This window comes from Streptomyces sp. bgisy159 (assembly GCF_057707805.1).
In genome coordinates, this window is record NZ_JBYIQX010000015.1 from 1 (window position 1) to 25,900 (window position 25,900).

Here is a 25,900-nt window from a genome sequence, read left to right on the forward strand (position 1 = left end):
TAAGTGGAAGAACACAGGGCCTGACGTCTATACCGATTTGACAACGCCGCTCACGCCCATGCGGCGAGCGGTCGGTCCGCAGGTGAGTTGCTCGCGCTCGTGGATCCATTGGGCGAGGCGCTGGCTCGCCTCCGAGGTCGCGCCGTGCCCTCCATGGAGCCCGAGGCCGAGTCGTGGAGGGGCGCCCATCCGGCCGGGTCCGGCGGGCGTCACGCGCGACAGCCGGGCTCCGCCTACGGGTGGGGTGGGGCCGTCGAGCCGGGTGGTACGAGTTGTGAGGTGGCCACGGACTCCCGCGGCGGCCATGACGTGGTCGTCGTGGACGACGGCCGTCGGCCGATCCGACGCCAACAGCAGCGATCGTGTCGCGCGAGCCCGCTCCTCTCCCGCGATGCCGGACTCGACAGGCACTCCGCGGTCGAGGCCGAGTTCCGCCACCGCCCTCTCGGACGCCTCCGTACGGATGGCGCTGTGTCCCAGCCCGGCCGGCCCGCCCACCCGGGCGATGCGGCGGTGTCCGAGGACGGCGAGGTAGCGGACGGCCTCGGACACCGCGGTGGCGTCATCGGTCCCCACCGAGGGGAGACCGGCCGTCAGCGTGAATTGCCGACCGCCACCGCCGGCAGGCCGAGGCGTCAGAGCCGGGCCCGCAGGGAAGTCGCAGCGAGGGGCGGTGCGGTCCGGCAGGTGGCGCCGGGCTTCCGGGTTCGCACCGCCCGGCCACACCGCACTCAGTTCAGCGCGGCGAAACTCTCCACCGCCTGGGTCTTGCCGGTGACGATGATGACGTCGCCCTGGGCGATCACCGTCTCGGCGGTGGCGTGGGTGAAACCCTCGCCGGGGCGTTTGATGCCGACGACCGTCACGCCGTACTTGGTGCGGACCCCGCTCTCGCCGAGCGGGACGCCGGTGGCGGCCGCCGGCGCGACGGTCTTGACGAGGGCGTAGTCGTCGTCGAACTCGATGAAGTCCAGCATGCGTCCGGTCACCAGGTGAGCGACGCGCTCGCCCATCTCGTGCTCGGGGAGCACCACGTGGTGCACCCCCAGTCGTTCGAGGATCTGACCGTGCTGCCGGCTGATCGCCTTCGCCCAGATGTTGGGGACGTCGGCCTCCAGCAGGTTGGAGGCGATGAGAATGGACGCCTCGATGTCGGTGCCGATACCGACGACCGCGCTGGTGAACTCGTGCACGCCGAGTTGCCGCAGGACCTCGGGGTCGGTGCAGTCGGCGACCGCCGCGTGGGTGAGGTCGTCGCTGTACTTCTGGACCAGGTGGGGGTCGGTGTCCACGCCGAGCACGTCCCACCCCCGGCTCATCAGCTCGTTGGCCAGCGAACTGCCGAACCGGCCCAGGCCGATCACGGCCACGCGCTGGTCGCCGTACGGGGCGGGGTGTTCGGCCGCCCGCCGCCTGCGGCGGCGCAGGCGCAGGGAGTGCAGGTAGTTACCCAATGACAGGTCGCTCCTCAGGAAGCTGGTAGCGGCGGGTGCGGTCGCGCAGGGCGAGCGCCGAGACGAGGGTGACCGGGCCGAGCCGGCCGACGAACATGAGCACGATGACGATCAGCCGGCCCACGGTCGGCAGATCCCCGGTGATGCCGGTGGACAGTCCCACCGTGCCGAACGCGGACACCGCCTCGAACAGCACCTGTTCGAAGGGCGCGTCGACGACGGAGAGCAGGGCGAGGGTCGCGGTCATCACGAAGCCGACCCCGGCCAGCGCCACGGTCAGCGCCTGGCGCAGCACGTGCGGGGCCAGCCGGCGGCCCATGACCCCGGAGTGGGGTTCACCGCGCACCTCGGCCAGCATCGCGGCGCCCAGCACCGCGAAGGTGCTGACCTTGATGCCGCCCGCGGTGCCGGCGCTGCCGCCGCCGACGAACATCAGCATGCAGGTCAGCAGCAGCGTGGCCGCCGTCATCGAGCCGACGTCCACGCTGTTGAACCCGGCCGTGCGGGACATGGCGGAGTGGAAGAACCCGGCGAGGATCTTCTGGTGCGACGACAACGGCCCGAGGGTCGTGGCGTTGTTCCACTCCAGCACACAGGTCAGCAGGGTTCCGCCGGCGAGCAGGAGGGCCGTGGTGACGACCGTCAGCCGGAAGTGCAGGGACCAGCCACGCCGACCGGTGCGCTGCTTGCGCCGGTGGTGGCGCAGCAGTTCCAGCAGCACGGGAAAACCGATTCCTCCGAGGATCACCGCCACGGCGACGGGCAGTGTCACCCACGCGTCCCGCGCATAGCGCGTGAGGCTGTCGGGGTGCAGCCCGAACCCGGCGTTGTTGAACGCCGACACGGAGTGGAAGAGGCCGAGGTACGTGGCGTCCCCGATCGACTCCCCGTATGCGAAGCGCAGCCGCAGCGCCAGTACGGCCCCCACGGCCAGCTCCACGGCCACGGTGCACCCGGCGACGCCCAGCAGCACGCGCCGTACGTCGCCGATGTCGAGGCTCTTGGTCTCGGCCTGCGCCGTCAGCTGCATACGCAGCCGTAGCTTGCCGGAGAGCAGCAGTCCCAGCAGTGAGGCCATGGTCATGATGCCGAAGCCGCCGACCTGGAAGAGGGCCATGATCACGCCCTGTCCGAAGCCGCTCCAGTAGGTGCCGGTGTCCACGACCGCCAGACCCGTCACGCAGACCGCCGAGGTGGAGGTGAACAGCGCGGTCACCACGTCGGTCCGGATGCCGTCCTGGCTCGCCACGGGCAGCGTCAGCACCGCCGTACCGAGCAGGATCACCGCGCCGAAGGCCGTCACCACGGTGCGGGCGGGGTGGGCCATGACCAGTGCATGCCACACCCGGCCACCGCGCTCGGCGTGTCCCCTCACCCTCCGGCCCTTCCGCCTGTCGGTCACGCGGAGTCCCGCGTACGCGTACGTCGTGGATCCGACAGGTTGACGCCAAGATCCGGCAGGTCACCTTAGCCGAGCCCCTGCCGGGTGGGCAGGCGGGGTCCGATGTCGGCCGGGGAGGGACGGGCGTGCCTGGAGCCCGGCGCGCCCCGGCGTCGCCGCCCCGGGGCGCCCGCGCCCGTACGGCCGGGCGCCGTCACCGCTCGCACCGCCGCGTGCGGGGCGGCGAGTCGGAGGCGGCCCCGTCCCCGCCGGCCCGGGCCGGCCGGATGCTCAGCGGCGGGTCCTGGCCCGCTCCAGAGCCGTGACGCCCACAGCCGCCAGGCCGGTCTGGATGGCCAGTTCGATCCAGTCGACGCCCCTGGTGTCGGCGACCCCGACCCCCGCGGCGATCGCCGTGCCGACGAACGCTGCCGCGATGCCGACGAGGATCGTCCAGAACACGCCGATGTGCTGACGGCCCGGCACGACGAGTCGGCCGAGGACACCGATGACGACGCCGATCACGATCGCGCTGAGAATTCCCGAGATCTCCATGCCAACCCCCTGGATGCCTGCCTCTGCCGAGCGGTCTTCCCCGACTCAGTCTTCCCCCGGGCGGACGGAGCACTCGCTTCGGCGGCGACCCCTGTCCAAGTCGGCCGCTGCCACGGTGAAACCCACCGCCGGAACTTTCCGGCGTGGCCGCTAGTTTCTACGTTGCTGTAGATGAAGCTGGGGCAGCGGGTCGCCGTCGGGCGGCCCGGCCCCGATCGACGTATGGAGTTCTCATGGCCCTGTGGGACCGCATCAAGGAGTCCGCATCGACGATGCAGACTCAGCTCGTGGCGAAGAAGAACGACCTCAAGAGCGGCGCCTTCCGAGACGCGAGCATGGCGATGTGCGCCCTGGTCGCTGCGGCGGACGGCACCATCGACCCCTCCGAGCGGCAACGCGTGGCCCAGCTGATCGCCACCAACGAAGTGCTGCAGAACTTCGACGCCGACGATCTGCGCCGCCGCTTCGAGGACAACCTCACCAAGCTGACCACCGACTTCGCCTTCGGCAAGGTGAGCGTGTTGCAGGAGGTCGCCAAGGCGAAGAAGAAGCCCGCCGAGGCGCGTGCCGTTATCCAGATCGGCATCGTCATCGGGGGCGCAGACGGCGACTTCGACAAGACCGAGCAGGCCGTCGTCCGTGAGGCGTGCTTCACCCTCGAACTGCCGCCGCACGAGTTCGACCTCTGACCGCCCTACCGCCCGCGCCGGGCGCACGCCGACGACACCGGCCCGGCGCGGGCGGGCGACGGCGTGGCGAGCGGGTCGACGCGGGGACGGATCCGGGCACGCCCTGCCGTGCGCCGGCCGGGCCACCGGTTCTGAGGGGCGGGCACCCCGCCGCGCGGCCTTCGGGCCGGGCTCGGTCGCCATGTGACTGAGCGTTGTACTTCTTCGGGCCCGGCTGCGCGCCGCCGTCAACGCGGTCTTCACCCGCCTCTCCCGCCGCAACCAGTCACTGATCGAACGCCAACTCGCCCTGATCGGGGACCTGGAGGACCACGAGACCGACCCGGACCAGCTTGCGAACCTGTTCAAACTGGACCACCTCGCCACACGGGTGCGCCGCAACGGCGAGAACCTGCTGGTGCTCGGCGGCGAGAAACCCGCCCAGCAGTGGGACCGGTCGCTGCCCTCGTCGACGTGGTCCGGGCGGTCGCCTCCGAGGTGGAACAGTACGAGCGCGTCGAGCTGTCCGGGGTCCCGGAGGTGGAGATCGACGGCCCGGCGGTGACCGACCTGGTGCATCTGCTGGGCCGAACTCCTGGAGAAAGCCACCACCTTCTCCTCGCCCCGCTCCCCGGTGCGGGTGACCGCGGTCCGGCTGCCCGACGGGCGGGTCACCGTCGAGATACCCGACCAGGGCATCGGGCTGACGCCCGAGGACTTCGCGGTGCTGAACCACAAGCCGGCGCAGCCGCCGGCCGCGGATGGCGGCGTCTACCAGCACATGGGGCTCTTCGTGGTCGGCAGGCCGGCGGACCGGCACGGCATCACCGTCCGGCTGCGCCCGTCCGGCGCCCGGTCGGGCACCACCTGCCTCGTGACGCCGCCCGCCACGGTCACCCACCGGCCGCCCGGCTCCCCCGCCACCGACACCCTGGCCCTGACCGTCGTCACCGCCGTGTCAGCGCCGGCTGGCACCGGCGGCGTCACCGACGACGAGGACCCGTTCGCCGCTTACGAGGCGTGGGACGACCCGCGGCCCGGCGCTCGCCGCTGAAGCCGGACGGACCCCCCGGCCGCGCCCCCGGGGGCGTACTGCGTGGATGACGGCCCGGTCCACGCCCCTCAAGCGGGCTGCGCCGGCCCGGTGGAGGTGACCACCCACCCCACCGACCACGCCACCGCGGAGGCCGCGTACGCGCAGGCCCCGAGGTGCTCGGCGAGGGCCGGACCCCAGCGGTGGTCCCGGACACGATCAGGACGGCAGTCACGGTCAACGCGTTCCACCGGGTCCCGCCGCCGAGCGGGCATCCGCTGCACCGACCGGGGAACCCGGGGCTCGTCCCCGTCACCAGGAGACGATCATGACCTGGCCCACTCCCTCCCAGGCCGAGGGCGAGCGTGACCCCGAGGACCTGCCCGTCGAGCCGGACCGCACGACCCCGTCCCAGGCCGAAGGTGAGGACGAGGACGAGGACGGCGGACAGACCGACGACGTCGTCTGAGGCCCGCCGCCCGGCCTGACACGACTGACACTCCTCGCCCGCCCGCGCCACTCGTCCGCGTCCGGACGCCCGCCCGCTCACTCGATCTCGTGAGGCCGCCGCCGCGTCCCCCGCCGTGGTCGCCCCGGCCGGTAAGACTGTGCCCGGGACGACCGAGGGGGGTCCGTGGCGCAGCCGCTCGCACATCTTCACAGCCGCCTCCGCAGCAGCCGGTCAGCCCTGCTCACCGCGCTCGTCACGCTGCTCGGAGCCGTCCTCGGCGGAGCGCCGCCGGCCCGTGCCTCGACCTGGACCGTCGTCGCGCCGGGTGTGCTGTACCGGGCGTACGAACTGCGGGCGGCGGCCGGGCCGGCCCGCGCGCACGTGCTGGGCGTCGATCTGACGGACAGCGGGGCGCGGCTCGGCCTGCTCTCTCCTGGGGTGGTGGCGGGCCGGGCAGCCGTCTCCCGGATGGCGGACCGCCGGGGGGCGGTCGCGGGGGTCAACGGGGACTTCTTCGACATCAGCGAGGCACAGCACCCGGGGGTGCCGGCGACGGGTGCGAGCGTCGGTCCGGTGATCGTGGACGGGCGGGTGCTGAAGGGGGCGGTGCCGGACGGCCAGCGGTTCGGGCCCGCGCTGCCGCCGGGGACGTCGACCCGGGACGTCGTCGGCGTCGGTACCGACGGCCGGGCCCGCACGGACAGCCTGTCGTTCTCCGGCTCGGTGGCGACCGGTTCCTGGTGGACCCCGCTGGCCGGGCTCAACCAGTACGCGCTCCCGGAGGACTCGATCGGCGCGTACGACCGCCGTTGGGGCTCGGTCTCCCGGCTGCGGTCGGTCTGCGGCACCGACACCGAGCGGTCCGCGCCGTGCGCCGCGGACGCCTACGAGGTCACGGTGCGCGGGGGTGTGGTGGTGTCGGCCGCGACCGCCCCGGGCAGCGGTCCGATCACCGCGGGCACCACCGTCCTGGTGGGCCGGGAAGCGGGGGCACGGCGGCTGCGCGCGCTGGTCCGGGGGGCCCGGGTGTCGGTGCGGTACGCGCTCACCTCGGCCCGCGGGGTGTCGTACCGCTTCGCGCTGGGCGGCTACCGACTGCTGTCGGGCGGGCGCCCGCTGCCGGGAGTGGACGGCACGACGTCGGCGGTGCGTACCGCCGTCGGGATCGCCGACGGCGGGCGGCGGGTGCTGCTGCTGGCGCTGGACGGCGCTCCGGCCCACCGCTTCGGCCTCACGATCGCCGAGGTCGCGGACGTGCTGCGGGGGCTGGGCGCCACCGAGGGCTTCAGCCTGGACGGTGGCGGCTCCTCGACACTGGTGGCACGCCCGCCGGGAGCGGACTCCGTGACGGTGCGCAACCATCCGGCCGGGGGTGTGGAACGCCCGGTCCCCAACGGCATCGGGGTGTTCTCCCGGTGACCGCTCCGCTCGTCAGGGCCGCAGGCTGCTGACGAGGTCGGCCGTCGCGGTGATGCCGCTGCTGATGGTGGGGGCCATGCTGGTGCCGGCCAGGAAGAAGCCGAGCAGCAGGCAGACCAGCGCGTGCGAGACCTTGAGTCCGCCGTTGCGCAGGAAGATCACTGCCAGGACCAGCAGCAAGAGCACCACCGAGATGGAAATGGCCATCGCCAACCTCCTCCGCTACGTCCGCTTTCGCGGCGTTCGGCCGCAAGTGTGGCGTAGCGGAGGGCGGGTCGGTGCTGCTGAGCCGTAGGCCGATCGGGTGGTGTCCTCGGACGGCGGGTCAGGGGTGGGCGTCGAGGAAGGCCTCCAGCCCCGCGAGGTCGTCGGTGTTGAGGTGATCGACGCCCGCGGCGAGGAGTTCGCCCCACAGGGCGTCGCGGGCGGGGCCGGGCAGGTCGGGGGTGGCCCAGAACCGGACCCGCTGCCCGCGCCGGTGGGCCGCCGCGGCGACGGCGTGCAGCTTGCGGCGTTCGGTGTCCGGGAAGGTGCCGGTGCCGAGCCAGGTGAAGGTGTGCGTCCAGTTGTCACTGATGAGGGGGATGAAGGAGGCGGGCGTGGCGGAGCCGAGGTCGGTGAGGCGCCCGTCGTAGAAGGCACGGCGGACGGTCTGGGCTGCCATGGGCTCTCGGGCGGCGCGGTCCCCGGAGACGACGACGGTGACCGGGCCGGGCCGCACCCGGCCGTGGGCGTACGTCGTGAAGAGGTGGGGGTAGCGGCGCAGCAGTCGGTCGAGGACGAGGTAGGTGGCGACGCCCTCGGTCTTGAGGTCGACGAGCAGTTGCAGCGGCCGTCGCCGACCCCGGTACACGGAGCCGTGGTGGGCCCTGACACGGGCGGCGAGCGGGTCGAGGTAGAGGGCTTCGAGGCTCCGGGCGGGGTCGAGGTCCTCGGGGTCGTGGGCGACCAGAAGCCGGTCCCCGACGAGGTAGACGTCGGCCTCGACGCTGCCGAAGCGGTGATCGAGGGCGTCGAGGAGGGGGCGGTGGTGTTCGTAGTCGTTGTGGGCGTGCGCGCGCCACAACGGGCGGGGGCCGTGGTGCTGTTCGCCGGCCAGCGCGGTGCCGGCGGGCAGCGCGACCGCCCCCGTGAGGGCGGCGCCGAAGGTGGTGAGGGCTCTGCGGCGGGTGGTGAGGGGCATGCGGCTGACTCCCTGTGGACCGGACAGGACCACAGGGAGTATGCGATCGCGATCACCCCAACCAACCCTTCCGGGACAGGAGTTGGCCGGACCGCCGCCACGCGTTCACCCCTTCGGCCGGAACCTCAGGGGGCCTGGAGGCCGACCAGATCGGCCAGAGCGGCGCGGTGCGCGCCCGCGGTGCCGAACGCGATCGAGTCGGCCTTGGCCCGCTTGAGGCAGAGGTGCGCCGGGTGCTCCCAGGTCATGCCGATCCCGCCGTGCAGTTGCAGCGCCTCCTCGGCCGCTCGTACGGCGACGGGTGCCGCGTAGGCCTGGGCGACGGCGACCGCCACGTCCACGTCCCGGCCCGCCGCGAGGGCGCCGGCCGCGTTGCGGGCGGCGGCGCGGAGGCTCACGACCTCCAGCCACAGCTGGGCGAGCCGGTGCTTGAGCGCCTGGAAGCCGCCGACCGGCCGGTTGAACTGCTTGCGGTCCTTGAGGTAGCGGACCGTCTCGGTCAACGACCGGTCGGCGAGCCCCAGTTGCTCGGACGCGAGCAGTCCGGCACCGGCACGCAGGGCGCGCCGAACGGCGGGTTCGGCGGGGCCCAGGCGGCGGGCACCGCGCGCACCGTCCAGGACGACGCGCGCCACCGGCCGGGTCAGGTCCAGGGACGTCTGCGGGACGATCGTCGCGCTGTCGGCGGCGAGGGCGTACAGGCCGCCGTCGTCCGCCGGGACGAGGAGGGTTCCGGCGACGGCCGCGTCCGCGATGCCGGTCAGCTCGCCGTGCAGCGCCCCGTCCCGGACCTCGACGACCGGGAAGGCGGCGCCGGGGGCGGTGTGCAGGCCGACGCAGAGCGCGGCGACGGACGAACCGGTCGCCAGCAGGGTCAGCAGGTCGTCCCCGCCGCACTCCAGCAGTGCCTCGGTGGCGACGACGGCGCTCGTCAGGAACGGCACCGGAGCGACGAACCGCCCCAGCTCCTCCAGGACGACGGCGGCCTCCCGGTGCGTGGCGCCCTGGCCGTCCAGTTCCTCGGGGATCAGCAGGCCGGCCAGGCCCATGCCCTCGGTGAGCGCCTTCCACGCGGCGATGTCGTGCGGGGTGTCGGACTCGGCGCGGGCGATCAGCCCGGCCGTGTCGCAGTGGTCGGCGAGCAGGTCCCGCACCGCGGCGCGCAGCGCCTCTTCCTCCTCGGTGTGGAGGAGATCCGGCTGTGTACTCATCGGGCGAGGTCCTTCCAGGCGACGTCCTTGTCGGTGCGCGGCTCGGCGGGCAGGCCCAGGACGCGCTCGGCGACGATGTTCAGCAGGACCTCGCTGGTCCCGCCCTCGATGCTGTTGCCCTTGGAGCGCAGGTAGCGGTAGCCGGCCTCACGGCCGGTGAAGTCCACCAGTTCCGGGCGGCGCATGGTCCAGTCGTCGTACAACAGGCCCTCTTCGCCCAGGAGTTCCACCTCAAGGCCGCTGATCTCCTGGTTGAGGCGGGCGAAGGCGAGCTTCATGCCGGCGCCCTCGGGGCCGGGCTGGCCGACGGCGAGCTGCTGGCGCAGCCGTTCGCCGGTGAGCCGGGTGACCTCGGCCTCGACCCAGAGCCGCAGGAGGCGCTGGTGCAGGTCGTGGGTGCGCAGTTCCGGGCGTTCGCGCCAGGTCTTCGCGACGGGGCCGATCATGCCGCCCTCGCGGGGCAGCCGCATGCCGCCGATGGCGACGCGTTCGTTGTTGAGCGTGGTCTGGGCGACCCGCCAGCCGTCGCCCACCTCGCCGAGCCGGCGGTCGTCGGGGATGGGGACGTCGGTGAGGAACACCTCGTTGAACTCGGCCTCGCCGGTGATCTGGCGCAGCGGGCGCACCTCGACGCCCGGGTCGGTCATGTCGCACAGGAAGTAGGTGATCCCGGCGTGCTTGGGGACGTCCGGGTCGGTGCGGGCGATAAGGATGGCCCAGCGGGCGACGTGGGCGCTGGACGTCCACACCTTCTGTCCGTTGACGACCCAGGTGTCGCCCTCGCGCACGGCGCGGGTGCCGAGCGCGGCGAGGTCGGATCCGGCACCCGGTTCGCTGAAGAGCTGGCACCACACCTCTTCGCCGGTCCACAGGGGGCGCAGGAACCGCCGCTTCTGCTCCTCGGTGCCGTACTTCAGGATCGTGGGGGCGGCCATGCCGAGGCCGATGCCGATGCGGCGCGGGTCGTTGTCGGGGGCGCCGGCGGCCTCCAGTTCGGCATCGACGACGGCCTGCAGGGAACGGGCGGCGCCGAGTCCGCCGAGACCCTCGGGGAAGTGCACCCAGGCCAGGCCGGCGTCGAAGCGGGCGCGCAGGAAGTCCAGGCGGTCGGTGGTGGCGGGCGGGTGCGCGGCCAGCAGTCGCGCGGTGCGGGCCCTGAGTTCTGCTGCGTCGGTCATGCTGCGTCCTCCATGAGTACCGCGACCCTGCCGGTGGTGACGCCGTCGGCGACCCGCTGCACGGCCGCGGCGGCCCCGCCCAGCGGCACCCGGTCGCTCACCAGCGGCCGGATGGCGCCGCGTGCGGCGAGTTCGGTGAGCTGTTCGTGGCAGTGCTGGACCAGTTTCGGGTTCTTGGTGTTGTACAGGCCCCAGTGCAGGCCGAGGATCGCGTAGTTCTTCACCAGGGCGTGGTTGAGGGCGGGGGTGGGAATCGTGCCGCCGGCGAAGCCGACGACCACGATCCGGCCCTCGAAGGCGACGACCTTGGCGGACTGTGCGTAGGCCTCGCCGCCGACGGGGTCGTAGATCACGTCGGCGCCCCGGCCGCCGGTGGCCTCCTTCACGGCGGCGACGACGTCCTCGGCACGCCGGTCGACGACGACGTCGCAGCCCAGGTCGCGGGCGACGGCGGCCTTCTCCGCGCCGCCGACCACGCCGATGACGGTGGCGCCGGCGGCCTTGCCCAGTTGCACGGCCGCGCTGCCGACCCCGCCCGCGGCGGCGTGCACCAGCAGGGTCTCCCCGGCTTCCAGACGCGCCCGGCGGTGCAGCCCGAACCAGCCGGTCTGGTAGCCGATGTGCAGGGCGGCCGACTCCGCGTCGTCGAGGCCGGCGGGGGCGGGCAGGAGGGCGGCGGCGTCGGCGACGGCGTACTCGGCGAAGCCGCCGTGCGGCAGCGCGGGGGTGGCGAGCACCCGGCGGCCGTCCGGGGTCTCGCCGCAGATCTCCACACCGGGGGTGAAGGGCAGCGGCGGCCGGACCTGGTAGTGGCCCCGGCACATCAGCACGTCCGGGAAGTTGATGTTCGCGGCGCGCACCTTGAGCAGGACCTGGCCCTCGCCGGGGGTGGGCCGCTCGACCTCGCCGAGCCGCATCACCTCGCTCGGCTCGCCGTTCTCGTGCACCTGCCATGCCTGCATGCGGAGCCTCCACGGGACTGCTTCGTCTGACCGGGTCGATCGCATACTAAGCGGTCGCTTGCCGATCAGGGAACAGTCGCGGAGGTCACTTCCCGGAGGCCGGCCGCGCCCGGACGTGCATCCGCTCCCCCTGCGGCCCGAACAGGCTGAGGAACTCCACCGGCCCCTGCCCCGTCGACCCGAACCAGTGCGGCACGCGGGTGTCGAACTCGGCGGCCTCCCCGGCCGTCAGCACCACGTCGTGCTCGCCGAGGACGACCCGCAGCCGCCCGGACAGGACGTAGAGCCACTCGTAGCCCTCGTGGGTGCGCGGTTCGGGTTCCGCCTGCTGCTGCGGCACGAGGATCTTGAACGCCTGGAGGCCGCCGGGCTGCCGGGTGAGCGGGATGTAGGTCCGCCCGTGCCGCACGATCGGTTCGGCCCGCACCCTGGGGTCACCGACCGGCGGGGCGCCGACCAGTTCGTCCAGCGGCACCTGGTGGGCCTGGGCGATCGGCAACAGCAGTTCCAGGCTGGGCCTGCGCAGTCCGGACTCCAGGCGGGACAGGGTGCTCACGGAGATCCCGGTCGCCTCGGACAGCCCCGCGAGCGTCACCTCCCGCTCCTTGCGGATCCGTCGCAGCCTCGGACCGACCTCGGCGAGCACATCATCGGTAGTCATGACATCTATTGCAGGAACGGCAAACAAGCTTGTCAATTCCGCACCCTCACGGCGACCGTGTCCGCATGACCGAGACCTACGAAGTGATCGTGATCGGCGGCGGCGCGGCGGGCCTGTCCGCGGCGCTGGTCCTGGGCCGGGCCCGGCGCCGCACCCTCGTCGTCGACGCGGGTGAGCCGCGCAACGCCCCAGCCGCCCACATGCAGGGCTTCCTCTCCCGGGACGGCATGGCGCCCGCGGAGTTCCTCGCCGTCGGGCGCGAGGAGATCGCCCGTTACGGCGTGGAGCTGGTCCGCGACCGGGCGGTGGACGCCCGCCGCGATACCGGAGCTCCGCCCGCGGGCCGGGATCGGGGCTTCGCCGTCACCCTGGCGGGCGGACCGACTGTGCGCGCCCGACAGCTGGTCGTCGCGACCGGCCTGAAGGACGAGCTGCCCGAGGTGCCGGGCCTCGCCGAGCGGTTCGGGCGGGATGTGCTGCACTGCCCGTACTGCCACGGCTGGGAGGTGCGCGACAAGGCGTTCGGCGTGCTCGCGACCACGCCGATGAGCGTGCACCAGGCGCTGATGGTCACCCAGTGGTCGAAGGACGTGACGTTCTTCCTGCACTCGGTGGCCTCGGACGAGCTGTCCGACGACGATCTGCGGCGGCTCGCGGCGGCCGGGGTGAAGGTGGTGCCGGGCGAGGTGGCGGGCCTGGTCGTCGAGGACGACCGGCTCACCGGCGTGCGCCTCGCCGGCGGCGCCCCCTCTGGGGGAAGCGCGGTCCACGCCCGCGACGTGCTGTTCGTGGCTCCGAGGGCGGTGCCCCGGACCGGACTGCTGGAACGGCTCGGCGCCGAAATGCGCGAGACACCGTTCGGCCGCTACCCGGTGATCGACGAGCGGGGCCTGACGACCGTGCCCGGCCTGTGGGCGGCGGGAAACGCCAGCGGCTTCTCCGAACAGGTGGTCAACGCGGCCAGCCGCGGCTACCGGGCCGGCGCGGCGATCAACGGGGAGCTGCTGATGAGCGACCTGGACTCCGCGGTGGGGAGGTAACCGCCGCGCGGGCGTTGCACCATGGCTGCATGTTGCTGATCCGGCTCGCCGACGTGTCCCGGGAGGTCGCCGCCACCTCGGCGCGCTCCCGCAAGATCGCACTGCTCGCCGACCTGTTCCGCGAGGCGGGCCCCGAGGACGTGCCGGTCGTGATCCCGTATCTGGCGGGCCGGCTCCCCCAGGGCCGCCTGGGCGTGGGCTGGAAGGTGCTGGGCCGGCCGGTCGCCCCGGCGCCGGAGCCGTCGCTGACCGTGCGCGAGGTGGACGCCCGCCTCACCGAGCTGGGCAAGGTGTCCGGCCCCGGCTCCCAGGGCGAACGCACCCGGTTGGTCGGCGCGTTGATGGGCGCGGCCACCGAGAGCGAGCAGCGCTTCCTGGTCGGCCTGCTGACCGGCGAGGTCCGGCAGGGCGCGCTGGACGCGCTGGCCGCGGAGGGGCTGGCCCGGGCGACGGGAGCGCCGGCGGACGAGGTGCGGCGGGCGGTGATGCTGGCCGGGGGGCTGCAGCCGGTCGCCGAGGCGCTCCTCGCGGACGGACCGCAGGCGGTGGACCGGTTCCGGCTGACCGTCGGCCGCCCGGTGCTGCCGATGCTCGCGCACACCGCGTCCTCGGTGGCCGAGGCGGTGGAGCGGCTGGGCGACTGCGCGGTGGAGGAGAAACTGGACGGCATCCGCGTCCAGGTCCACCGCGACGGCGACGACGTGCGCCTGTACACCCGCACCCTGGACGACATCACCGACCGGCTGCCCGAACTGACCGCCGTCGCACGGGAACTGGGCGGCGGCCGGTTCATCCTGGACGGCGAGGTGATCGCCTTCGACGAGCGGGGCCGGCCCCGCTCCTTCCAGGAGACCGCCGGGCGGGTCGGTTCGCGGGTGGACGTGGCGACGGCCGCGCTGGCGGTTCCGGTCTCGCCGGTGTTCTTCGACGTGCTGTCGGTGGACGGCCGCGATCTGCTCGACCTGCCGTTCACCGAGCGGCACGCGGAGCTGGCCCGGCTGGTCCCCGAGCCGATGCGGGTGCGCAGGACGGTGGTGGCGGGGCCGCAGGACGTGCCGTCGGCCCGGGAGTTCCTGGCGGACGCCCTGCGCCGCGGTCACGAGGGGGTGGTGGTCAAGGCCCTCGACGCGCCCTACAGCGCGGGCCGGCGCGGCGCCTCGTGGCTGAAGGTGAAGCCCGTGCACACCCTCGACCTGGTAGTCCTGGCCGCCGAGTGGGGACACGGCCGGCGCACCGGCAGGCTCTCCAACCTCCACCTCGGCGCCCGCACGGCCGACGGCGGCCTCGCCATGCTCGGCAAGACCTTCAAGGGCATGACCGACACGATGCTGGCCTGGCAGACCGAGCGCCTCCAGCAGCTCGCGGTCGAGGACGACGGCCAGGTGGTCACCGTACGCCCGGAACTCGTCGTGGAGATCGCCTACGACGGTCTGCAGCGCTCCACCCGCTACCCGGCCGGCGTGACCCTGCGTTTCGCGCGCGTGGTGCGCTACCGGGAGGACAAGCGTCCCGAGGACGCCGACACGGTGGACACCCTGCTGGCCGCCCACCCGGAGGTGCGGCCGTGACAGCCGGGCGACACAGCGCCGGACTGCTGCTGTTCCGGCACGCCGGCGGCGGGCTGGAGGTGCTGCTCGGCCATATGGGTGGTCCGTTCTTCGCCCGGAAGGACGCCGGGGCGTGGACGGTGCCGAAGGGCGAGTACGAAGCCGGTGAACCCGCCTGGGACGCGGCCCGCCGCGAGTTCCGCGAGGAACTGGGGGTGGCGCCGCCGGACGGCGAGGCGATCGGCCTCGGGGAGGTGCGCCAGCGGGGCGGCAAGGTGGTCACCGCCTGGGCCGTGGAGGCCGACCTGGACCCGGCGAGCGTGGTCCCGGGCACCTTCACGATGGAGTGGCCGCCCCGCTCGGGCCGCGTGGCGGAGTTCCCCGAACTGGACCGGGTCGCCTGGCACGGCCTGGACCGCGCCCGGGAGCTGATCGTCACCGCCCAGCGCGCGTTTCTCGACCGGCTGGCGGAGCACTCGGCCTGAGCGGCCGGGTACGCGTTGCGGCGGGCCCCGCCGCGCGGGAAGGTCGAAGCACAGTCAGCATCTCAGGAGGTCGGTCATGCCCATCGCGACGGTGAACCCGGCGAACGGCGAGACGCTCAAGACGTACGAGCCCATGGGCGAGGAGGAGCTGGAGCGCCGGCTCCAGCTCGCGGAGGCCACGTTCCGGACCTACCGGACGACGTCGTTCGCCGAGCGCGCCCGGCTGCTGACCCGGGCCGCCGAACTCCTCGACGAGGACCAGGCTGACATCGCCCGGACGATCACCACGGAGATGGGCAAACCGATCGTGCAGGCCCGCGCGGAGGCGGCCAAGTGCGCCAAGGCGATGCGCTGGTACGCCGAGCACGCGCCGGGACTGCTCGCCGACGAGGAGCCGGCCGAGGCCGACGTGAAGGACTCGGGTGCCTCACGGGTCGTGGTGCGCTACCGGCCGCTGGGCCCCGTCCTCGCGGTCATGCCGTGGAACTTCCCGCTGTGGCAGGTGGTCCGGTTCGCCGCGCCGGCGCTGATGGCGGGCAACGTGGGCCTGCTCAAGCACGCCTCGAACGTGCCGCAGACCGCCCTGTACCTGGAGGAGCTGTTCCACCGGGCGGGCTTCCCCGAGGGCTGCTTCCAGACGCTGCTGGTCGGCTCGGCCGCGGTGGACGAGATCCTGCGCGACGAGCGGGTCAAGGCCGCCACGCTCACCGGCAGCGAGCCCGCAGGCCGGGCCGTCGCCGCCACCGCCGGAGAGATGATCAAGAAGACCGTGCTGGAGCTGGGCGGCAGCGACCCGTTCGTCGTCATGCCGTCCGCCGACCTGGACCGGGCCGCCGAGGTCGCGGTGAACGCGCGGGTGCAGAACACCGGGCAGTCGTGCATCGCCGCCAAGCGCTTCATCGTCCACTCGGAGGTGTACGACGCGTTCACCGAGCGGTTCGTCGACGGGATGAAGGCGCTGAAGGTGGGCGACCCGATGGACGAGGCAACCCAGGTGGGGCCGCTGTCCAGCGAGCGGGGCCGGGACGATCTGGAGGAACTGGTCGACGACGCGCGCCGCGCGGGGGCGACGGTGCTGTGCGGCGGCCACCCGCTGCGCCGGCCGGAGCTGCCCGGCTGGTACTACCCGCCGACCGTCCTGGCCGGCATCACCCGGGAGATGCGCATTCACCGGGAGGAGGCGTTCGGGCCGGTGGCCACCCTGTACCGGGCCGCCGATCTCGACGAGGCGGTACTGATCGCCAACGACTCGCTGTTCGGGCTGAGCTCCAACGTGTGGACGCGCGACGAGGCGGAGGCCGAGCGGTTCGCCCGGGATCTGGCGGCCGGCGGCGTGTACGTCAACGGCATGACCGTGTCCCATCCGGCGTTCCCGTTCGGCGGCGTGAAGCGGTCGGGGTACGGGCGTGAGCTGTCCGGGCACGGAATCCGGGAGTTCTGCAACATCACGACGGTTTGGCACGGTGCGTGAGGATCGCGCGGCTACGATCTGCGCTTGTGAACCGCGAAGTGACTCTGCCCCTGATCGTCGACGACCAAGGCTCCCTGCAGGTGGCGGCCGCGGATGTGAGCAGGTTGCTGCGGACCGTGGGGACGCGGTGGGTGCGGCTCGTGGAGGCCGGGGAGGATCTGGACGAGGACACGGTGGCCGCGCTCACGATCGAGCTCGCCAAGCTCGCCGACCGCATCGACGTGGCCTGTATCGCGCACAGCAGCGGGGCGCCGTAGTCCCCTCGTTGGAGTAGCAACACGCGAGATCGTCGCCCTCCCGGGTGATCGTGGGTGGAGCACCTTCTGAGGTGAACCACCTTCGAAAGCAGGCACGGTTCATGGCGACTCTGTGCAGACCCTCGGTGTCCGTCCCGGAGCATGTGATCACGATGGATCAGACGCTGGAGCTGGCGCGCTCCCGTCACGCGGATCATCCTCAACTGCCGCTGGCGTTCCGGTTGATCGAGAACACGGGAGTGAAGACGCGGCACATCGTGCAGCCCGTCGAGGAGACCCTCAGGCACCCCGGCTCCGAGGAGCGCAACAAGCTGTACGCGAAGGAGGCCAAGGCCCGCGTGCCGGCAGTCGTCCAGCGGGCGCTCGACGACGCGGAGCTGCTCACCACCGACATCGACGTGATCGTCTACGTCTCGTGCACGGAGTTCATGATGCCCTCGATGACGGCCTGGCTGATCAACGAGATGGGTTTCGACAACACGACCCGCCAGATACCCATCGCCCAGCTGGGCTGCGCGGCCGGCGGCGCGGCGATCAACCGGGCTTCTGCACGGCCTATTCCGAGGCCGACGCCCTCATCGTGGCCTGCGAGTTCTGCTCGCTGTGCTACCAGCCCACCGACCTCGGTGTCGGCTCGCTGCTCTCCAACGGCCTGTTCGGCGACGGCATCGCGGCCGCCGTGGTGCGCGGCCGGGGCGGTGAGGGTGTCCGGCTGGAGCGCAACGGCTCGTACCTGATCCCGAAGACCGAGGAGTGGATCATGTACGACGTTCGGGCCACCGGGTTCCACTTTCTGCTGGACAAGCGGGTGCCGACCACCATGGAGCCGCTGGCCCCGGCGCTTCGCGACCTGGCCGGGTCCCACGGCTGGGACGCCTCCGACCTGGACTTCTACATCGTGCACGCGGGCGGCCCCCGCATCCTCGACGACCTGAGCAGGTTCCTGCGGGTCGATTCGCAGGCCTTCCGGTTCAGCCGCGCCACGCTGACCGAGTACGGCAACATCGCCAGCGCCGTCGTGCTGGACGCGCTGCGCCGGCTGTTCGAGGAGGGCGGCGTCCGGAACCGGGCGCGCGGACTGCTCGCCGGGTTCGGTCCCGGCATCACCGCGGAGATGGCCGTCGGCCACTGGACCTGCGAGGACGAGACGACATGAGCGACGAGACACTCACCGACAGCCGCCCCCCGGTCCGGCAGTGGCCCGCCCTGGACCTGACCGGTGCGGACTTCGACCCGGTGCTGACGGAGCTGATGGCCGAGGGACCGGTCACCCGGATCCGGCTGCCCAACGGCGAGGGCTGGGCCTGGCTGGCCACCCGGATGGACGATGTGCGCACGGTCACCAACGACCCGCGCTTCAGCCGGGAGGCGGTCATGGACCGTCCGGTCACCCGGCTCGCCCCGCACTTCATCCCGGGCCGGGACGCGGTGGGCTTCCTCGACCCGCCCGACCACACCCGGCTGCGCCGCGCGGTGGCCGCCGCGTTCACCGCGAAGGGTGTGGAGCGCGTCCGTGAGCGGGCGCGCGGCATGCTCGACGAGCTCGTGGAGGAACTGCTGTGCGACGGCCCGCCGGCCGATCTGACCGAGGCGGTGCTCGGACCGTTCCCCATCGCGGTGATCTGCGAGCTGATGGGCGTCCCGGCCGCGGACCGGCAGTCCATGCACACCTGGACCCAGCTGATCCTGTCGTCCTCGCACGGCGCCCATGTCTCCGAGCGGGCCAAGGAGGAGATGGGCGCCTACTTCTCCGACCTGATCGGGCAGCGCGAGGGCAGCACCGGCGAGGACGTCACCTCGCTGCTGGGCGCGGCCGTGGGCCGGTGCGAGGTGTCGCTGAGCGAGGCGGTGGGCCTGGCGGTGCTGCTGCAGATCGGCGGCGAGGCGGTGACCAACAACAGCGGCCAGATGTTCTATCTGCTGCTGACCCGACCGGAGCTCGCCGACCGGCTGCGCACGGACCCGGCGATCCGCCCCCAGGCCATCGAGGAGCTGCTGCGCCTCATCCCGCACCGCAACGCGGTCGGGCTGTCCCGGATCGCCCTGGAGGACGTGGAGATCGGCGGCGTGCGCATCCGCGAAGGGGACGCGGTCTACGTGTCGTACCTGGCGGCCAACCGCGACCCGGAGGTCTTCCCGGACCCGGAGACGATCGACCTCACGCGCGCGCCGAACCCGCACGTCGCCTTCGGCTTCGGGCCGCACTACTGTCCGGGCGGGATGCTGGCCCGGCTGGAGTCGCAGTTGTTGATGGACGCGCTGCTGGACGGTGTCCCGAGGCTGCGGCCGGCGGTCGCTCCGGAGCAGGTGCCGTTCCGCAGGGGCGCGCTGATCCGGGGCCCCGAGGCCCTGCCGGTCACGTGGTGATCCGCCGGTGACCGCGACCGAGGGCCTGCTGGTGCCGCCGGGGCACGGCCGGATCGTCGACACCCCTGCCCAGCGCGTCACCTTCAAGGTGACCGGCAGTCACTCCCGTACCGCCTCCACCTTCGAGGTGGAGGTGCCGCCGGGCTTCGACGTCGGTGCCCATGTGCACACCCGCAGCGAGGAGTTGTTCTACGTGCTGGAGGGCGAGCTGGACGTGCTCGCCTTCGAGCCGCGGGTGCGCACGCCCGACCACTGGCAGCGCTGGGAGTCCGCTGCGGGCCACCGGGTGGTACGGGCGACGCCGGGCACGGTGATCGTCGTACCGCCCGGGCGCCCGCACGCGTTCGCGAACCCGACGGACGCCCCCGCCAGGATGTTGTTCCAGGCGTCCCCGCCGCCCGACCACGAGCGGTACTTCGAGGAGCTGCTGGAGATCCTGGGCGGGGGCGGGCCGCCCGACCACGCGGCGATCGCAAAGCTGCGGGCGCGGTACGACATCGAGCAGCTGACCCCGTTGCGCCACCGCTAGCGGATCGGCGTCCCCGACAGCGTCCGGGCGATCACCAGCCGCTGGATCTCGCTGGTGCCTTCGAAGATGGTGTAGATGGCGCTGTCGCGGTGCATGCGCTCCACCGGGTACTCGCGGGTGTAGCCGTTGCCGCCGAGGATCTGGATCGCCTGTGCGGTGACCTTCTTGGCGGTCTCGCTGGCGAACAGCTTGGACATCGAGCCCTCGGCCGCCGTGAACGGCTTGCCGTTGACCGCCATCCAGGAGGCGCGCCAGACCAGCAGCCGGGCGGCGTCGATCTGCGTGCGCATGTCGGCGAGCTGGAAGGCGACGCCCTGGTTGTCGATGATCGGGCGGCCGAACTGCTCGCGGGTCGTCGCGTAGTCGAGGGCGACCTCGTAGGCGGCGCGGGCGGTGCCGACCGCCATGGCACCGACGGCCGGGCGGGACGCCTCGAAGGTGGCCATCGCCGCGTTCTTGACGCGCTCACCGCCGGCCTTCGCCCGCTCCCGGGCCCGGGCGAGGCGCTCGTCCAGCTTCTCCTTGCCGCCGAGCAGGCAGGAGCCCGGGACGCGTACGTCGTCGAGGACGACCTCGGCGGTGTGCGAGGCGCGGATGCCGTGCTTCTTGAACTTCTGGCCCTGGGTCAGGCCGGGCGTGTCCGGCGGGACGATGAAGGAGGCGTGGCCCTTGGAGCCCAGCTCCGGGTCGACGACGGCGACGACCACGTGGACGTTGGCAATGCCGCCGTTGGTCGCCCAGGTCTTGGTGCCGTTGATCACCCATTCGTCCTTGGCCTCGTCGTACACCGCGCGGGTGCGCATGGAGGCGACGTCGGAGCCGGCGTCGGGTTCGGAGGAGCAGAACGCGGCGACCTTGACGTCGCTCGCGTCCCCGTACATCTGGGGGATCCAGGTGCCGATCTGCTCCTCGGTGCCGTTGGCGAGGACGCCGACGGCGGCGAGGCCGGTGCCGACTATGGAGAGCGCGATGCCCGCGTCGCCCCAGAACAGCTCCTCCATCGCCATGGGGATGCCGAGGCCGGTGGGGTCGAAGTACTGCTGGGCGTAGAAGTCGAGGGAGTAGATGCCGACCTTGGCGGCCTCCTGGATGACCGGCCAGGGAGTCTCCTCACGCTCGTCCCATTCGGCGGCCGCGGGGCGGATGACGTCGGCGGCGAATCCGTGCAGCCAGTCCCGGACCTCCTTCTGTTCGTCGTTGAGCTCCATGGTGAACTCGGCCATGTCCCCTCCAGCGGCGGCACACCGACGTGCCGTATCGTGTTACTAGCGGTAACGCGAGTGTGTTACCGGCCGGTAGGAAAAGTCAACTCCTGATGACAGCTCGGCATCCCGTTCGAGGTGTCCCCGCCGTCAGGTGCTAGTTTGCGCAGGCGTCACCGAATCAGCACGGGTGGGGAGAGCACATGGACACCACGCAGCGCAGCGACCAGCAGCGGTCCGCCGACCGCCGACGGCGCGAGCTGCTGGAGGCCGCGGACCGGGTGGTGCTCCGGGACGGCCCGCAGGCGTCGATGAACGCCATCGCCGCCGAGGCGGGCATCACCAAGCCCATCCTCTACCGCCACTTCGGCGACAAGGGCGGGCTCTACGCGGCCCTGGCCAAGCGGCACACCGACGCGCTGCTGGACTCGCTGCGGGCGGCGCTGGACGCGCCCGCCGACCGGCGCGAGCGGGTCGAGGCCACCCTCGACACCTACCTCGGGGCGATCGAGGCGCGACCCCAGGTGTACCGCTTCCTGATGCACCCGGCCGAGGGCTCGCAGAGCGGCGACCAGGGCTTCGACGTCGGCAAGCACAGCGCCCCGCTGCTGCGGCGGATGGGCGAGGAGCTCGCGCAGGTCATCGAGGAGCGGCTGGATCTCGGGCCGGCGAGTCAGCAGCTCGCCCGCGTGTGGGGCCACGGCATCGTCGGCATGATGCACGCGGCCGGGGACTGGTGGCTGGGCGAGCGTCCCTGCTCCCGCGCCGAGCTGGTACGGAGCCTGGCGGACCTGCTGTGGGGGCGGCTGGCGGCGGCCGGCGACAAGATGGGCGGTCCCGGTTTCTGAGCCGCGCTCAGCGGGGCGGGGAACACACCCGCGCCGCCCCCTCGCGCGGATTCACCGCGCCCACGGCGCTCGGGCGGCCCGACGCAGCACCCTCCGCCTGCGCCACCCCGTGAGGCGGTCCACATAGAGCGTGCCGTCCAGGTGGTCCACCTCGTGCTGGAGGCACCGGGCGAAGAACCCGGTCCCGTGCACGGTCACCGGCTCCCCCGTCACCGTGCGGCCCTCGACGACCGCGTGGTCGTACCGCTCCGTGCCCGCCTCCAGCCCCGGCAGGGACAGGCAGCCCTCGGGGCCGCGGAGCACCACGCCGTCCGCCTCGACCAGGCGCGGGTTCACGAGGTGGCCCAGGTGGCGGACGTCCTCGTCGTCGGGGCAGTCGTAGACGAAGACCCGCAGCCGCTCCCCCACTTGGCTGGCGGCAAGGCCCACTCCGCGAGCCGCGTACATCGTCGCGAACAAATCCTCCACGAGCGCCGCGAGTTCCGGACCGAAGTCCGTGACATCCTTGCAGGGCTCGTGCAGCACCGGGTTGCCGAGCAGGGTGAGGGGCCGGACGCGCCCGCGGGCGCCCGGGATCGAGCCGTGTCGCATGGCCGCAAGGGTACGGTCCTCACTGCCCACGCCACCGCCGCGCGCGCGTGGGCCGGGATTCGGGAGTGTGAATGGATCTCGATAGGCTGACCACCCACCACGGTGCCGTCAGGCTTCAGGCGCGGCGCGAACGCAAGGAGGATCGAGAACTGATGGCAGGCAACTCGGACCCGCTGACGCCACGGGCCAAGCTGGCCGTGACCGCGGGCAAGGCGGTCGCTGCGGCATCCCGCGCCGCCGGGCGCGGCAGCGGATCGGTGATCGGCGGCCGGGTCGCGCTGAAACTCGACCCCGACCTCCTCGCCCGGCTCGCCCAGCACCTGGACGTGATCCTGGTCTCGGCGACCAACGGCAAGACCACCACCACCCGGCTGATCGCCGAGGCCCTGCGCGCCGCGGGCCCCGTCGTCTCCAACGCCCTCGGCGCCAACATGCCGGCCGGCATCACCTCGGCCCTGGCCGGCGGCTCGGACGCCAAGTTCGGCGTCATCGAGGTCGACGAGAAGTACCTCGCCGGGGTGGCCCGGGACACCGCGCCCAAGTGCATCGCGCTGCTCAACCTCTCCCGGGACCAGCTGGACCGCGCCGCCGAGACCCGCATGCTCGCCGAGAACTGGCGCGAGGGGCTCGCCGGGTCCAAGTCGGTCATCGTGGCCAACGCCGACGACCCGCTGGTCGTGTGGGCCGCATCCTCCTCGCCCAACGTGGTGTGGGTCGCCGCCGGGCAGATGTGGAAGGACGACGCCTGGTCCTGCCCGTCCTGCGGCGGTGTGATGCAGCGGCCGGGCGAGGACTGGTTCTGCGGCGAGTGCGGCTTCCGTCGGCCGACGCCGAGCTGGGTGCTGTCCGGGGACCACGTCCTCGACCCGCACGGCTCCGCGTGGCCCATCCACCTCCAGCTCCCGGGCCGCGCCAACAAGGCCAACGCGGCCAGCTCCGCCGCCGTCGCGGCCGTCTTCGGCGTCCCGCCGCAGGTGGCCCTGGAGCGCATGTACCAGGTGCAGGCGGTCGCCGGGCGCTACGACGTGGTGCAGTTCATGCAGCGCGACCTGCGGCTGCTGCTGGCGAAGAACCCGGCCGGCTGGCTGGAGACCTTCAGCCTGATCGATCCGCCGCCCACCCCGGTGATCCTGTCCGTCAACGCCCGCGGCGCCGACGGCACCGACACCTCCTGGCTGTGGGACGTGGACTACACGCGTCTGACCGGCCACCCGATCTTCGTCATCGGCGACCGGAGGCTGGACCTCGCCGTGCGGCTGGAGGTCGCGGGCCAGCACTTCCAGGTGTGCGACACCCTCGACCAGGCGGTGCAGCAGGCGCCGCCCGGCCGGATCGAGGTCATCGCGAACTACACCGCCTTCCAGGACCTGCGCCGCCGCGTCGGCAACTGACACACAGGGGACTTACGTGAGCGACAACCAACTGCGGGTCGTCTGGGTCTACCCGGACCTGCTCAGCACCTACGGCGACCAGGGCAACGTGCTGGTCGTGGAGCGCCGGGCCCGGCAGCGCGGCCTGGACGTGGCACGCCTCGACGTGCGCAGCGACCAGCCGATCCCCACCTCCGGCGACATCTACCTCATCGGCGGCGGCGAGGACCGGCCGCAGCGGCTGGCCGCGGAGCGGCTGCGGCGGGACGGCCACCTGTACCAGGCGGTGAACAACGGCGCGATCGTGTTCGCGGTGTGCGCCGGCTACCAGATCCTCGGCCACGAGTTCGTCAACGACCTCGGCCAGCGCCAGCCGGGCCTCGGCCTGCTCGACGTCACCACGGTGCGCGGCGAGGGCGAGCGGTGCGTCGGCGACGTCCTCGGCGACATCGACCAGCCCCTGGGCCTGCCGCCGCTGACCGGGTTCGAGAACCACCAGGGCATCACCCACCTCGGCCCCACCGCCCGCCCCCTGGCCCGGGTCCGCCTCGGCCGGGGCAACGGCACCGGCGACGGCACCGAGGGCGCGTACAACGACACCGTCTTCGGTACGTACATGCACGGCCCGGTGCTCGCCCGCAACCCGCAGATCGCGGACCTGCTGCTGAAGCTGGCCCTGGACGTCAACGCGCTGCCGCCGACCGACGACCGCTGGTACGAGGCGCTGCGCAACGAGCGCATCGCGGCGGCGCAGCAGCCCGCGTGACCGGCGGTCGCGCGACCGGGCTGTTCACCTGATCTTCGGGGCACCGTCAGCAGCCCGTCTGACGGTGCATCCGCGCAGGTGAGCGGGGCCGTCCAGCAGGCGGACGCACGGTACGGCCCCGCCCCCTCCTGACGCTAGGGTGGCGGGGATTCGTGCCGGACGACGGGGTCCGGTCCCCGCGCCCACATGGAGAAGGTTGTTTCGGGCTATGCGCATTGGTGTCCTCACGTCCGGCGGCGACTGTCCCGGCCTGAACGCCGTCATCCGGTCCGTCGTACACCGTGCCGTCGCCGACCACGGCGACGAGGTCATCGGCTTCCGCGACGGCTGGAAGGGCCTCCTGGAGTGCGACTACCTCAAGCTCGACCTGGACGCGGTGGGCGGCATCCTCGCCCGCGGCGGCACCATCCTCGGCTCCTCCCGGGTCCAGCCCTCGCACCTGCGCGACGGCGTGGAGCGGGCCCGCGGCCACGTCGAGGAACTGGGTCTCGACGCGATCATCCCGATCGGCGGTGAGGGCACCCTGAAGGCGGCCCGGCTGATGTCGGACGCCGGTCTGCCCGTCGTGGGCGTGCCGAAGACCATCGACAACGACATCGCGGTCACCGACGTCACCTTCGGTTTCGACACGGCCGTCGGCGTCGCCACGGACGCCCTGGACCGACTGAAGACGACCGCCGAGTCGCACCAGCGGGTGCTGGTCGTGGAGGTCATGGGCCGCCACACCGGCTGGATAGCGCTGCACTCCGGGATGGCGGCCGGCGCGCACGCCATCGTGGTGCCGGAGCGGCCGTTCGACATCGAGGAGCTGACCCGGCGGGTCGGTGAGCGGTTCGAGGCGGGCAAGCGGTTCGCGATCGTCGTCGCCGCCGAGGGTGCCAAGCCGCGGCCCGGCACCATGACCTTCGACGAGGGCGGCAAGGACATCTACGGGCACGAACGGTTCGCCGGCATCGCGCGCCAGCTCTCCATCGAGCTGGAGCAGCGGCTCGGCAAGGAGGCGCGGCCGGTGATCCTTGGCCACGTCCAGCGGGGCGGCACGCCCACGGCGTACGACCGGGTGCTGGCGACCAGGTTCGGGTGGCACGCGGTGGAGGCCGTGCACCGCGGGGAGTTCGGGGTGATGACCGCGCTGCGGGGCACCGACATCGTGACGGTGTCGCTGGCCGAGGCCGTGAAGACGCTGAAGACGGTGCCGGCCGAACGGTACGCCGAGGCCGAGTGCGTGCTCTAGCCTCCGGCGGGCGCCGGCGGTGCGTGACCGCCCGCGC

Annotated in this window: 25 protein-coding genes and 3 pseudogenes; 16 read left to right on the top strand and 12 right to left on the bottom strand. The window is 72.7% G+C overall.

Features of this window, described 5'->3' with window-relative positions; translation table 11 throughout:
• Window positions 1–288 precede the first annotated feature (288 nt).
• The 4 genes and pseudogenes from AC3ET3_RS16685 to AC3ET3_RS16700 all read right to left on the bottom strand — a co-directional run.
• Window positions 289–635, bottom strand: a pseudogene (locus tag AC3ET3_RS16685) (substrate-binding domain-containing protein); the annotation flags it as partial.
• A gap of 96 nt (window positions 636–731) precedes the next feature.
• Window positions 732–1,454: a potassium channel family protein gene (locus AC3ET3_RS16690; protein WP_432158126.1), complete on the bottom strand. Its 723-nt coding sequence runs from the start codon at window positions 1,452–1,454 to the stop codon at window positions 732–734.
• Window positions 1,447–2,781, bottom strand: coding sequence for a TrkH family potassium uptake protein (locus AC3ET3_RS16695; protein WP_432136953.1), 1,335 nt, complete (start codon window positions 2,779–2,781; stop codon window positions 1,447–1,449). Before AC3ET3_RS16695 ends, AC3ET3_RS16690 begins: the two co-directional genes overlap by 8 nt.
• Window positions 2,782–3,126: 345 nt before the next feature.
• Entirely contained in the window at window positions 3,127–3,390 is a 264-nt protein-coding gene (locus AC3ET3_RS16700) for a GlsB/YeaQ/YmgE family stress response membrane protein (protein WP_432136952.1), read from the bottom strand.
• A 233-nt stretch (window positions 3,391–3,623) separates the two neighbouring features.
• Here AC3ET3_RS16700 and AC3ET3_RS16705 point away from each other — a divergent pair, with 233 nt between their 5' ends.
• The 4 genes and pseudogenes from AC3ET3_RS16705 (at window position 3,624) to AC3ET3_RS16720 (ending at window position 6,961) form a co-directional block, all read left to right on the top strand.
• Window positions 3,624–4,079, top strand: a complete 456-nt coding sequence (locus AC3ET3_RS16705) for a tellurite resistance TerB family protein (RefSeq protein ID WP_432136951.1) — start codon at window positions 3,624–3,626, stop codon at window positions 4,077–4,079.
• A 205-nt stretch (window positions 4,080–4,284) separates the two neighbouring features.
• Window positions 4,285–4,959, top strand: a pseudogene (locus tag AC3ET3_RS16710) (ATP-binding protein); the annotation flags it as partial.
• Window positions 4,960–5,419: 460 nt separating this feature from the next.
• Window positions 5,420–5,560, top strand: coding sequence for a hypothetical protein (locus tag AC3ET3_RS16715; protein WP_432136950.1), 141 nt, complete (start codon window positions 5,420–5,422; stop codon window positions 5,558–5,560).
• Window positions 5,561–5,725: 165 nt separating this feature from the next.
• Window positions 5,726–6,961 carry a phosphodiester glycosidase family protein gene (locus AC3ET3_RS16720; RefSeq protein ID WP_432136949.1) on the top strand — a complete coding sequence of 412 codons (1,236 nt, stop codon included), beginning with the start codon at window positions 5,726–5,728 and terminating at the stop codon, window positions 6,959–6,961.
• A gap of 12 nt (window positions 6,962–6,973) precedes the next feature.
• Here the strand turns inward: AC3ET3_RS16720 and AC3ET3_RS16725 are convergent, their stop codons facing one another.
• The 6 genes from AC3ET3_RS16725 to AC3ET3_RS16750 form a co-directional block, all read right to left on the bottom strand.
• Window positions 6,974–7,168: a hypothetical protein gene (locus AC3ET3_RS16725; protein WP_432136948.1), complete on the bottom strand. Its 195-nt coding sequence runs from the start codon at window positions 7,166–7,168 to the stop codon at window positions 6,974–6,976.
• Between the two features lie 118 nt (window positions 7,169–7,286).
• Window positions 7,287–8,144: a phosphatidylinositol-specific phospholipase C/glycerophosphodiester phosphodiesterase family protein gene (locus tag AC3ET3_RS16730; protein ID WP_432136947.1), complete on the bottom strand. Its 858-nt coding sequence runs from the start codon at window positions 8,142–8,144 to the stop codon at window positions 7,287–7,289.
• A gap of 125 nt (window positions 8,145–8,269) precedes the next feature.
• Complete coding sequence (locus AC3ET3_RS16735) at window positions 8,270–9,355, bottom strand: acyl-CoA dehydrogenase family protein (protein ID WP_435612408.1); 1,086 nt, start codon at window positions 9,353–9,355, stop codon at window positions 8,270–8,272.
• The gene (locus AC3ET3_RS16740) at window positions 9,352–10,533 is read right to left on the bottom strand and encodes an acyl-CoA dehydrogenase family protein (protein ID WP_432136945.1); all 1,182 of its coding nucleotides are present in this window, start codon (window positions 10,531–10,533) and stop codon (window positions 9,352–9,354) included. The genes AC3ET3_RS16735 and AC3ET3_RS16740 overlap by 4 nt, the downstream gene beginning before the upstream one ends.
• Window positions 10,530–11,495, bottom strand: a complete 966-nt coding sequence (locus AC3ET3_RS16745; RefSeq protein WP_432136944.1) for an NADPH:quinone oxidoreductase family protein — start codon at window positions 11,493–11,495, stop codon at window positions 10,530–10,532. The genes AC3ET3_RS16740 and AC3ET3_RS16745 overlap by 4 nt, the downstream gene beginning before the upstream one ends.
• Window positions 11,496–11,580: 85 nt before the next feature.
• On the bottom strand, window positions 11,581–12,156 hold the full coding sequence (locus AC3ET3_RS16750) for a helix-turn-helix domain-containing protein (RefSeq protein WP_432136943.1): 576 nt from the start codon (window positions 12,154–12,156) through the stop codon (window positions 11,581–11,583).
• Window positions 12,157–12,221: 65 nt separating this feature from the next.
• Between AC3ET3_RS16750 and AC3ET3_RS16755 the strand changes: the two genes are divergently transcribed.
• The 8 genes and pseudogenes from AC3ET3_RS16755 (at window position 12,222) to AC3ET3_RS16790 (ending at window position 19,852) form a co-directional block, all read left to right on the top strand.
• A complete protein-coding gene (locus AC3ET3_RS16755) occupies window positions 12,222–13,196 on the top strand; it encodes an NAD(P)/FAD-dependent oxidoreductase (protein WP_435612409.1) in 975 nt (324 codons plus the stop codon).
• A 29-nt stretch (window positions 13,197–13,225) separates the two neighbouring features.
• A complete protein-coding gene (locus AC3ET3_RS16760) occupies window positions 13,226–14,764 on the top strand; it encodes an ATP-dependent DNA ligase (RefSeq protein WP_435612410.1) in 1,539 nt (512 codons plus the stop codon).
• Window positions 14,761–15,228 carry an NUDIX hydrolase gene (locus AC3ET3_RS16765; RefSeq protein ID WP_432136940.1) on the top strand — a complete coding sequence of 156 codons (468 nt, stop codon included), beginning with the start codon at window positions 14,761–14,763 and terminating at the stop codon, window positions 15,226–15,228. The genes AC3ET3_RS16760 and AC3ET3_RS16765 overlap by 4 nt, the downstream gene beginning before the upstream one ends.
• A 76-nt stretch (window positions 15,229–15,304) precedes the next feature.
• Complete coding sequence (locus tag AC3ET3_RS16770) at window positions 15,305–16,699, top strand: NADP-dependent succinic semialdehyde dehydrogenase (RefSeq protein ID WP_435612411.1); 1,395 nt, start codon at window positions 15,305–15,307, stop codon at window positions 16,697–16,699.
• Window positions 16,700–16,725: 26 nt separating this feature from the next.
• Window positions 16,726–16,956 (top strand): DUF6213 family protein, encoded by a 231-nt coding sequence (locus tag AC3ET3_RS16775; protein ID WP_432136938.1) that lies wholly within the window; start codon window positions 16,726–16,728, stop codon window positions 16,954–16,956.
• 101 nt (window positions 16,957–17,057) lie between these two features.
• Window positions 17,058–18,112, top strand: a pseudogene (locus AC3ET3_RS16780) (type III polyketide synthase).
• Entirely contained in the window at window positions 18,109–19,323 is a 1,215-nt protein-coding gene (locus AC3ET3_RS16785; protein WP_435612412.1) for a cytochrome P450, read from the top strand. Before AC3ET3_RS16780 ends, AC3ET3_RS16785 begins: the two are co-directional and overlap by 4 nt.
• Before the next feature lie 7 nt (window positions 19,324–19,330).
• Window positions 19,331–19,852 (top strand): cupin domain-containing protein, encoded by a 522-nt coding sequence (locus AC3ET3_RS16790; RefSeq protein WP_432136936.1) that lies wholly within the window; start codon window positions 19,331–19,333, stop codon window positions 19,850–19,852.
• Here the strand turns inward: AC3ET3_RS16790 and AC3ET3_RS16795 are convergent.
• Entirely contained in the window at window positions 19,849–21,075 is a 1,227-nt protein-coding gene (locus AC3ET3_RS16795) for an acyl-CoA dehydrogenase family protein (RefSeq protein WP_432136935.1), read from the bottom strand. The genes AC3ET3_RS16790 and AC3ET3_RS16795 overlap by 4 nt on opposite strands.
• 182 nt (window positions 21,076–21,257) lie before the next feature.
• Between AC3ET3_RS16795 and AC3ET3_RS16800 the strand changes: the two genes are divergently transcribed.
• Window positions 21,258–21,902 carry a TetR/AcrR family transcriptional regulator gene (locus tag AC3ET3_RS16800; RefSeq protein WP_432136934.1) on the top strand — a complete coding sequence of 215 codons (645 nt, stop codon included), beginning with the start codon at window positions 21,258–21,260 and terminating at the stop codon, window positions 21,900–21,902.
• Window positions 21,903–21,953: 51 nt separating this feature from the next.
• On the opposite strand, the gene def is transcribed toward AC3ET3_RS16800, so the two are convergent.
• Window positions 21,954–22,493: a peptide deformylase gene (def, locus tag AC3ET3_RS16805; protein ID WP_432136933.1), complete on the bottom strand. Its 540-nt coding sequence runs from the start codon at window positions 22,491–22,493 to the stop codon at window positions 21,954–21,956.
• A 152-nt stretch (window positions 22,494–22,645) separates the two neighbouring features.
• On the opposite strand from def, the gene AC3ET3_RS16810 reads away from it, so the two are divergent.
• The 3 genes from AC3ET3_RS16810 to AC3ET3_RS16820 all read left to right on the top strand — a co-directional run bounded on the left by AC3ET3_RS16810 (window position 22,646) and on the right by AC3ET3_RS16820 (window position 25,863).
• Window positions 22,646–23,884: a DUF1727 domain-containing protein gene (locus AC3ET3_RS16810; protein ID WP_432136932.1), complete on the top strand. Its 1,239-nt coding sequence runs from the start codon at window positions 22,646–22,648 to the stop codon at window positions 23,882–23,884.
• Between the two features lie 16 nt (window positions 23,885–23,900).
• On the top strand, window positions 23,901–24,629 hold the full coding sequence (locus AC3ET3_RS16815) for a type 1 glutamine amidotransferase (RefSeq protein WP_432136931.1): 729 nt from the start codon (window positions 23,901–23,903) through the stop codon (window positions 24,627–24,629).
• A gap of 208 nt (window positions 24,630–24,837) precedes the next feature.
• A complete protein-coding gene (locus AC3ET3_RS16820; RefSeq protein WP_432136930.1) occupies window positions 24,838–25,863 on the top strand; it encodes a 6-phosphofructokinase in 1,026 nt (341 codons plus the stop codon).
• Window positions 25,864–25,900: the final 37 nt, after the last annotated feature.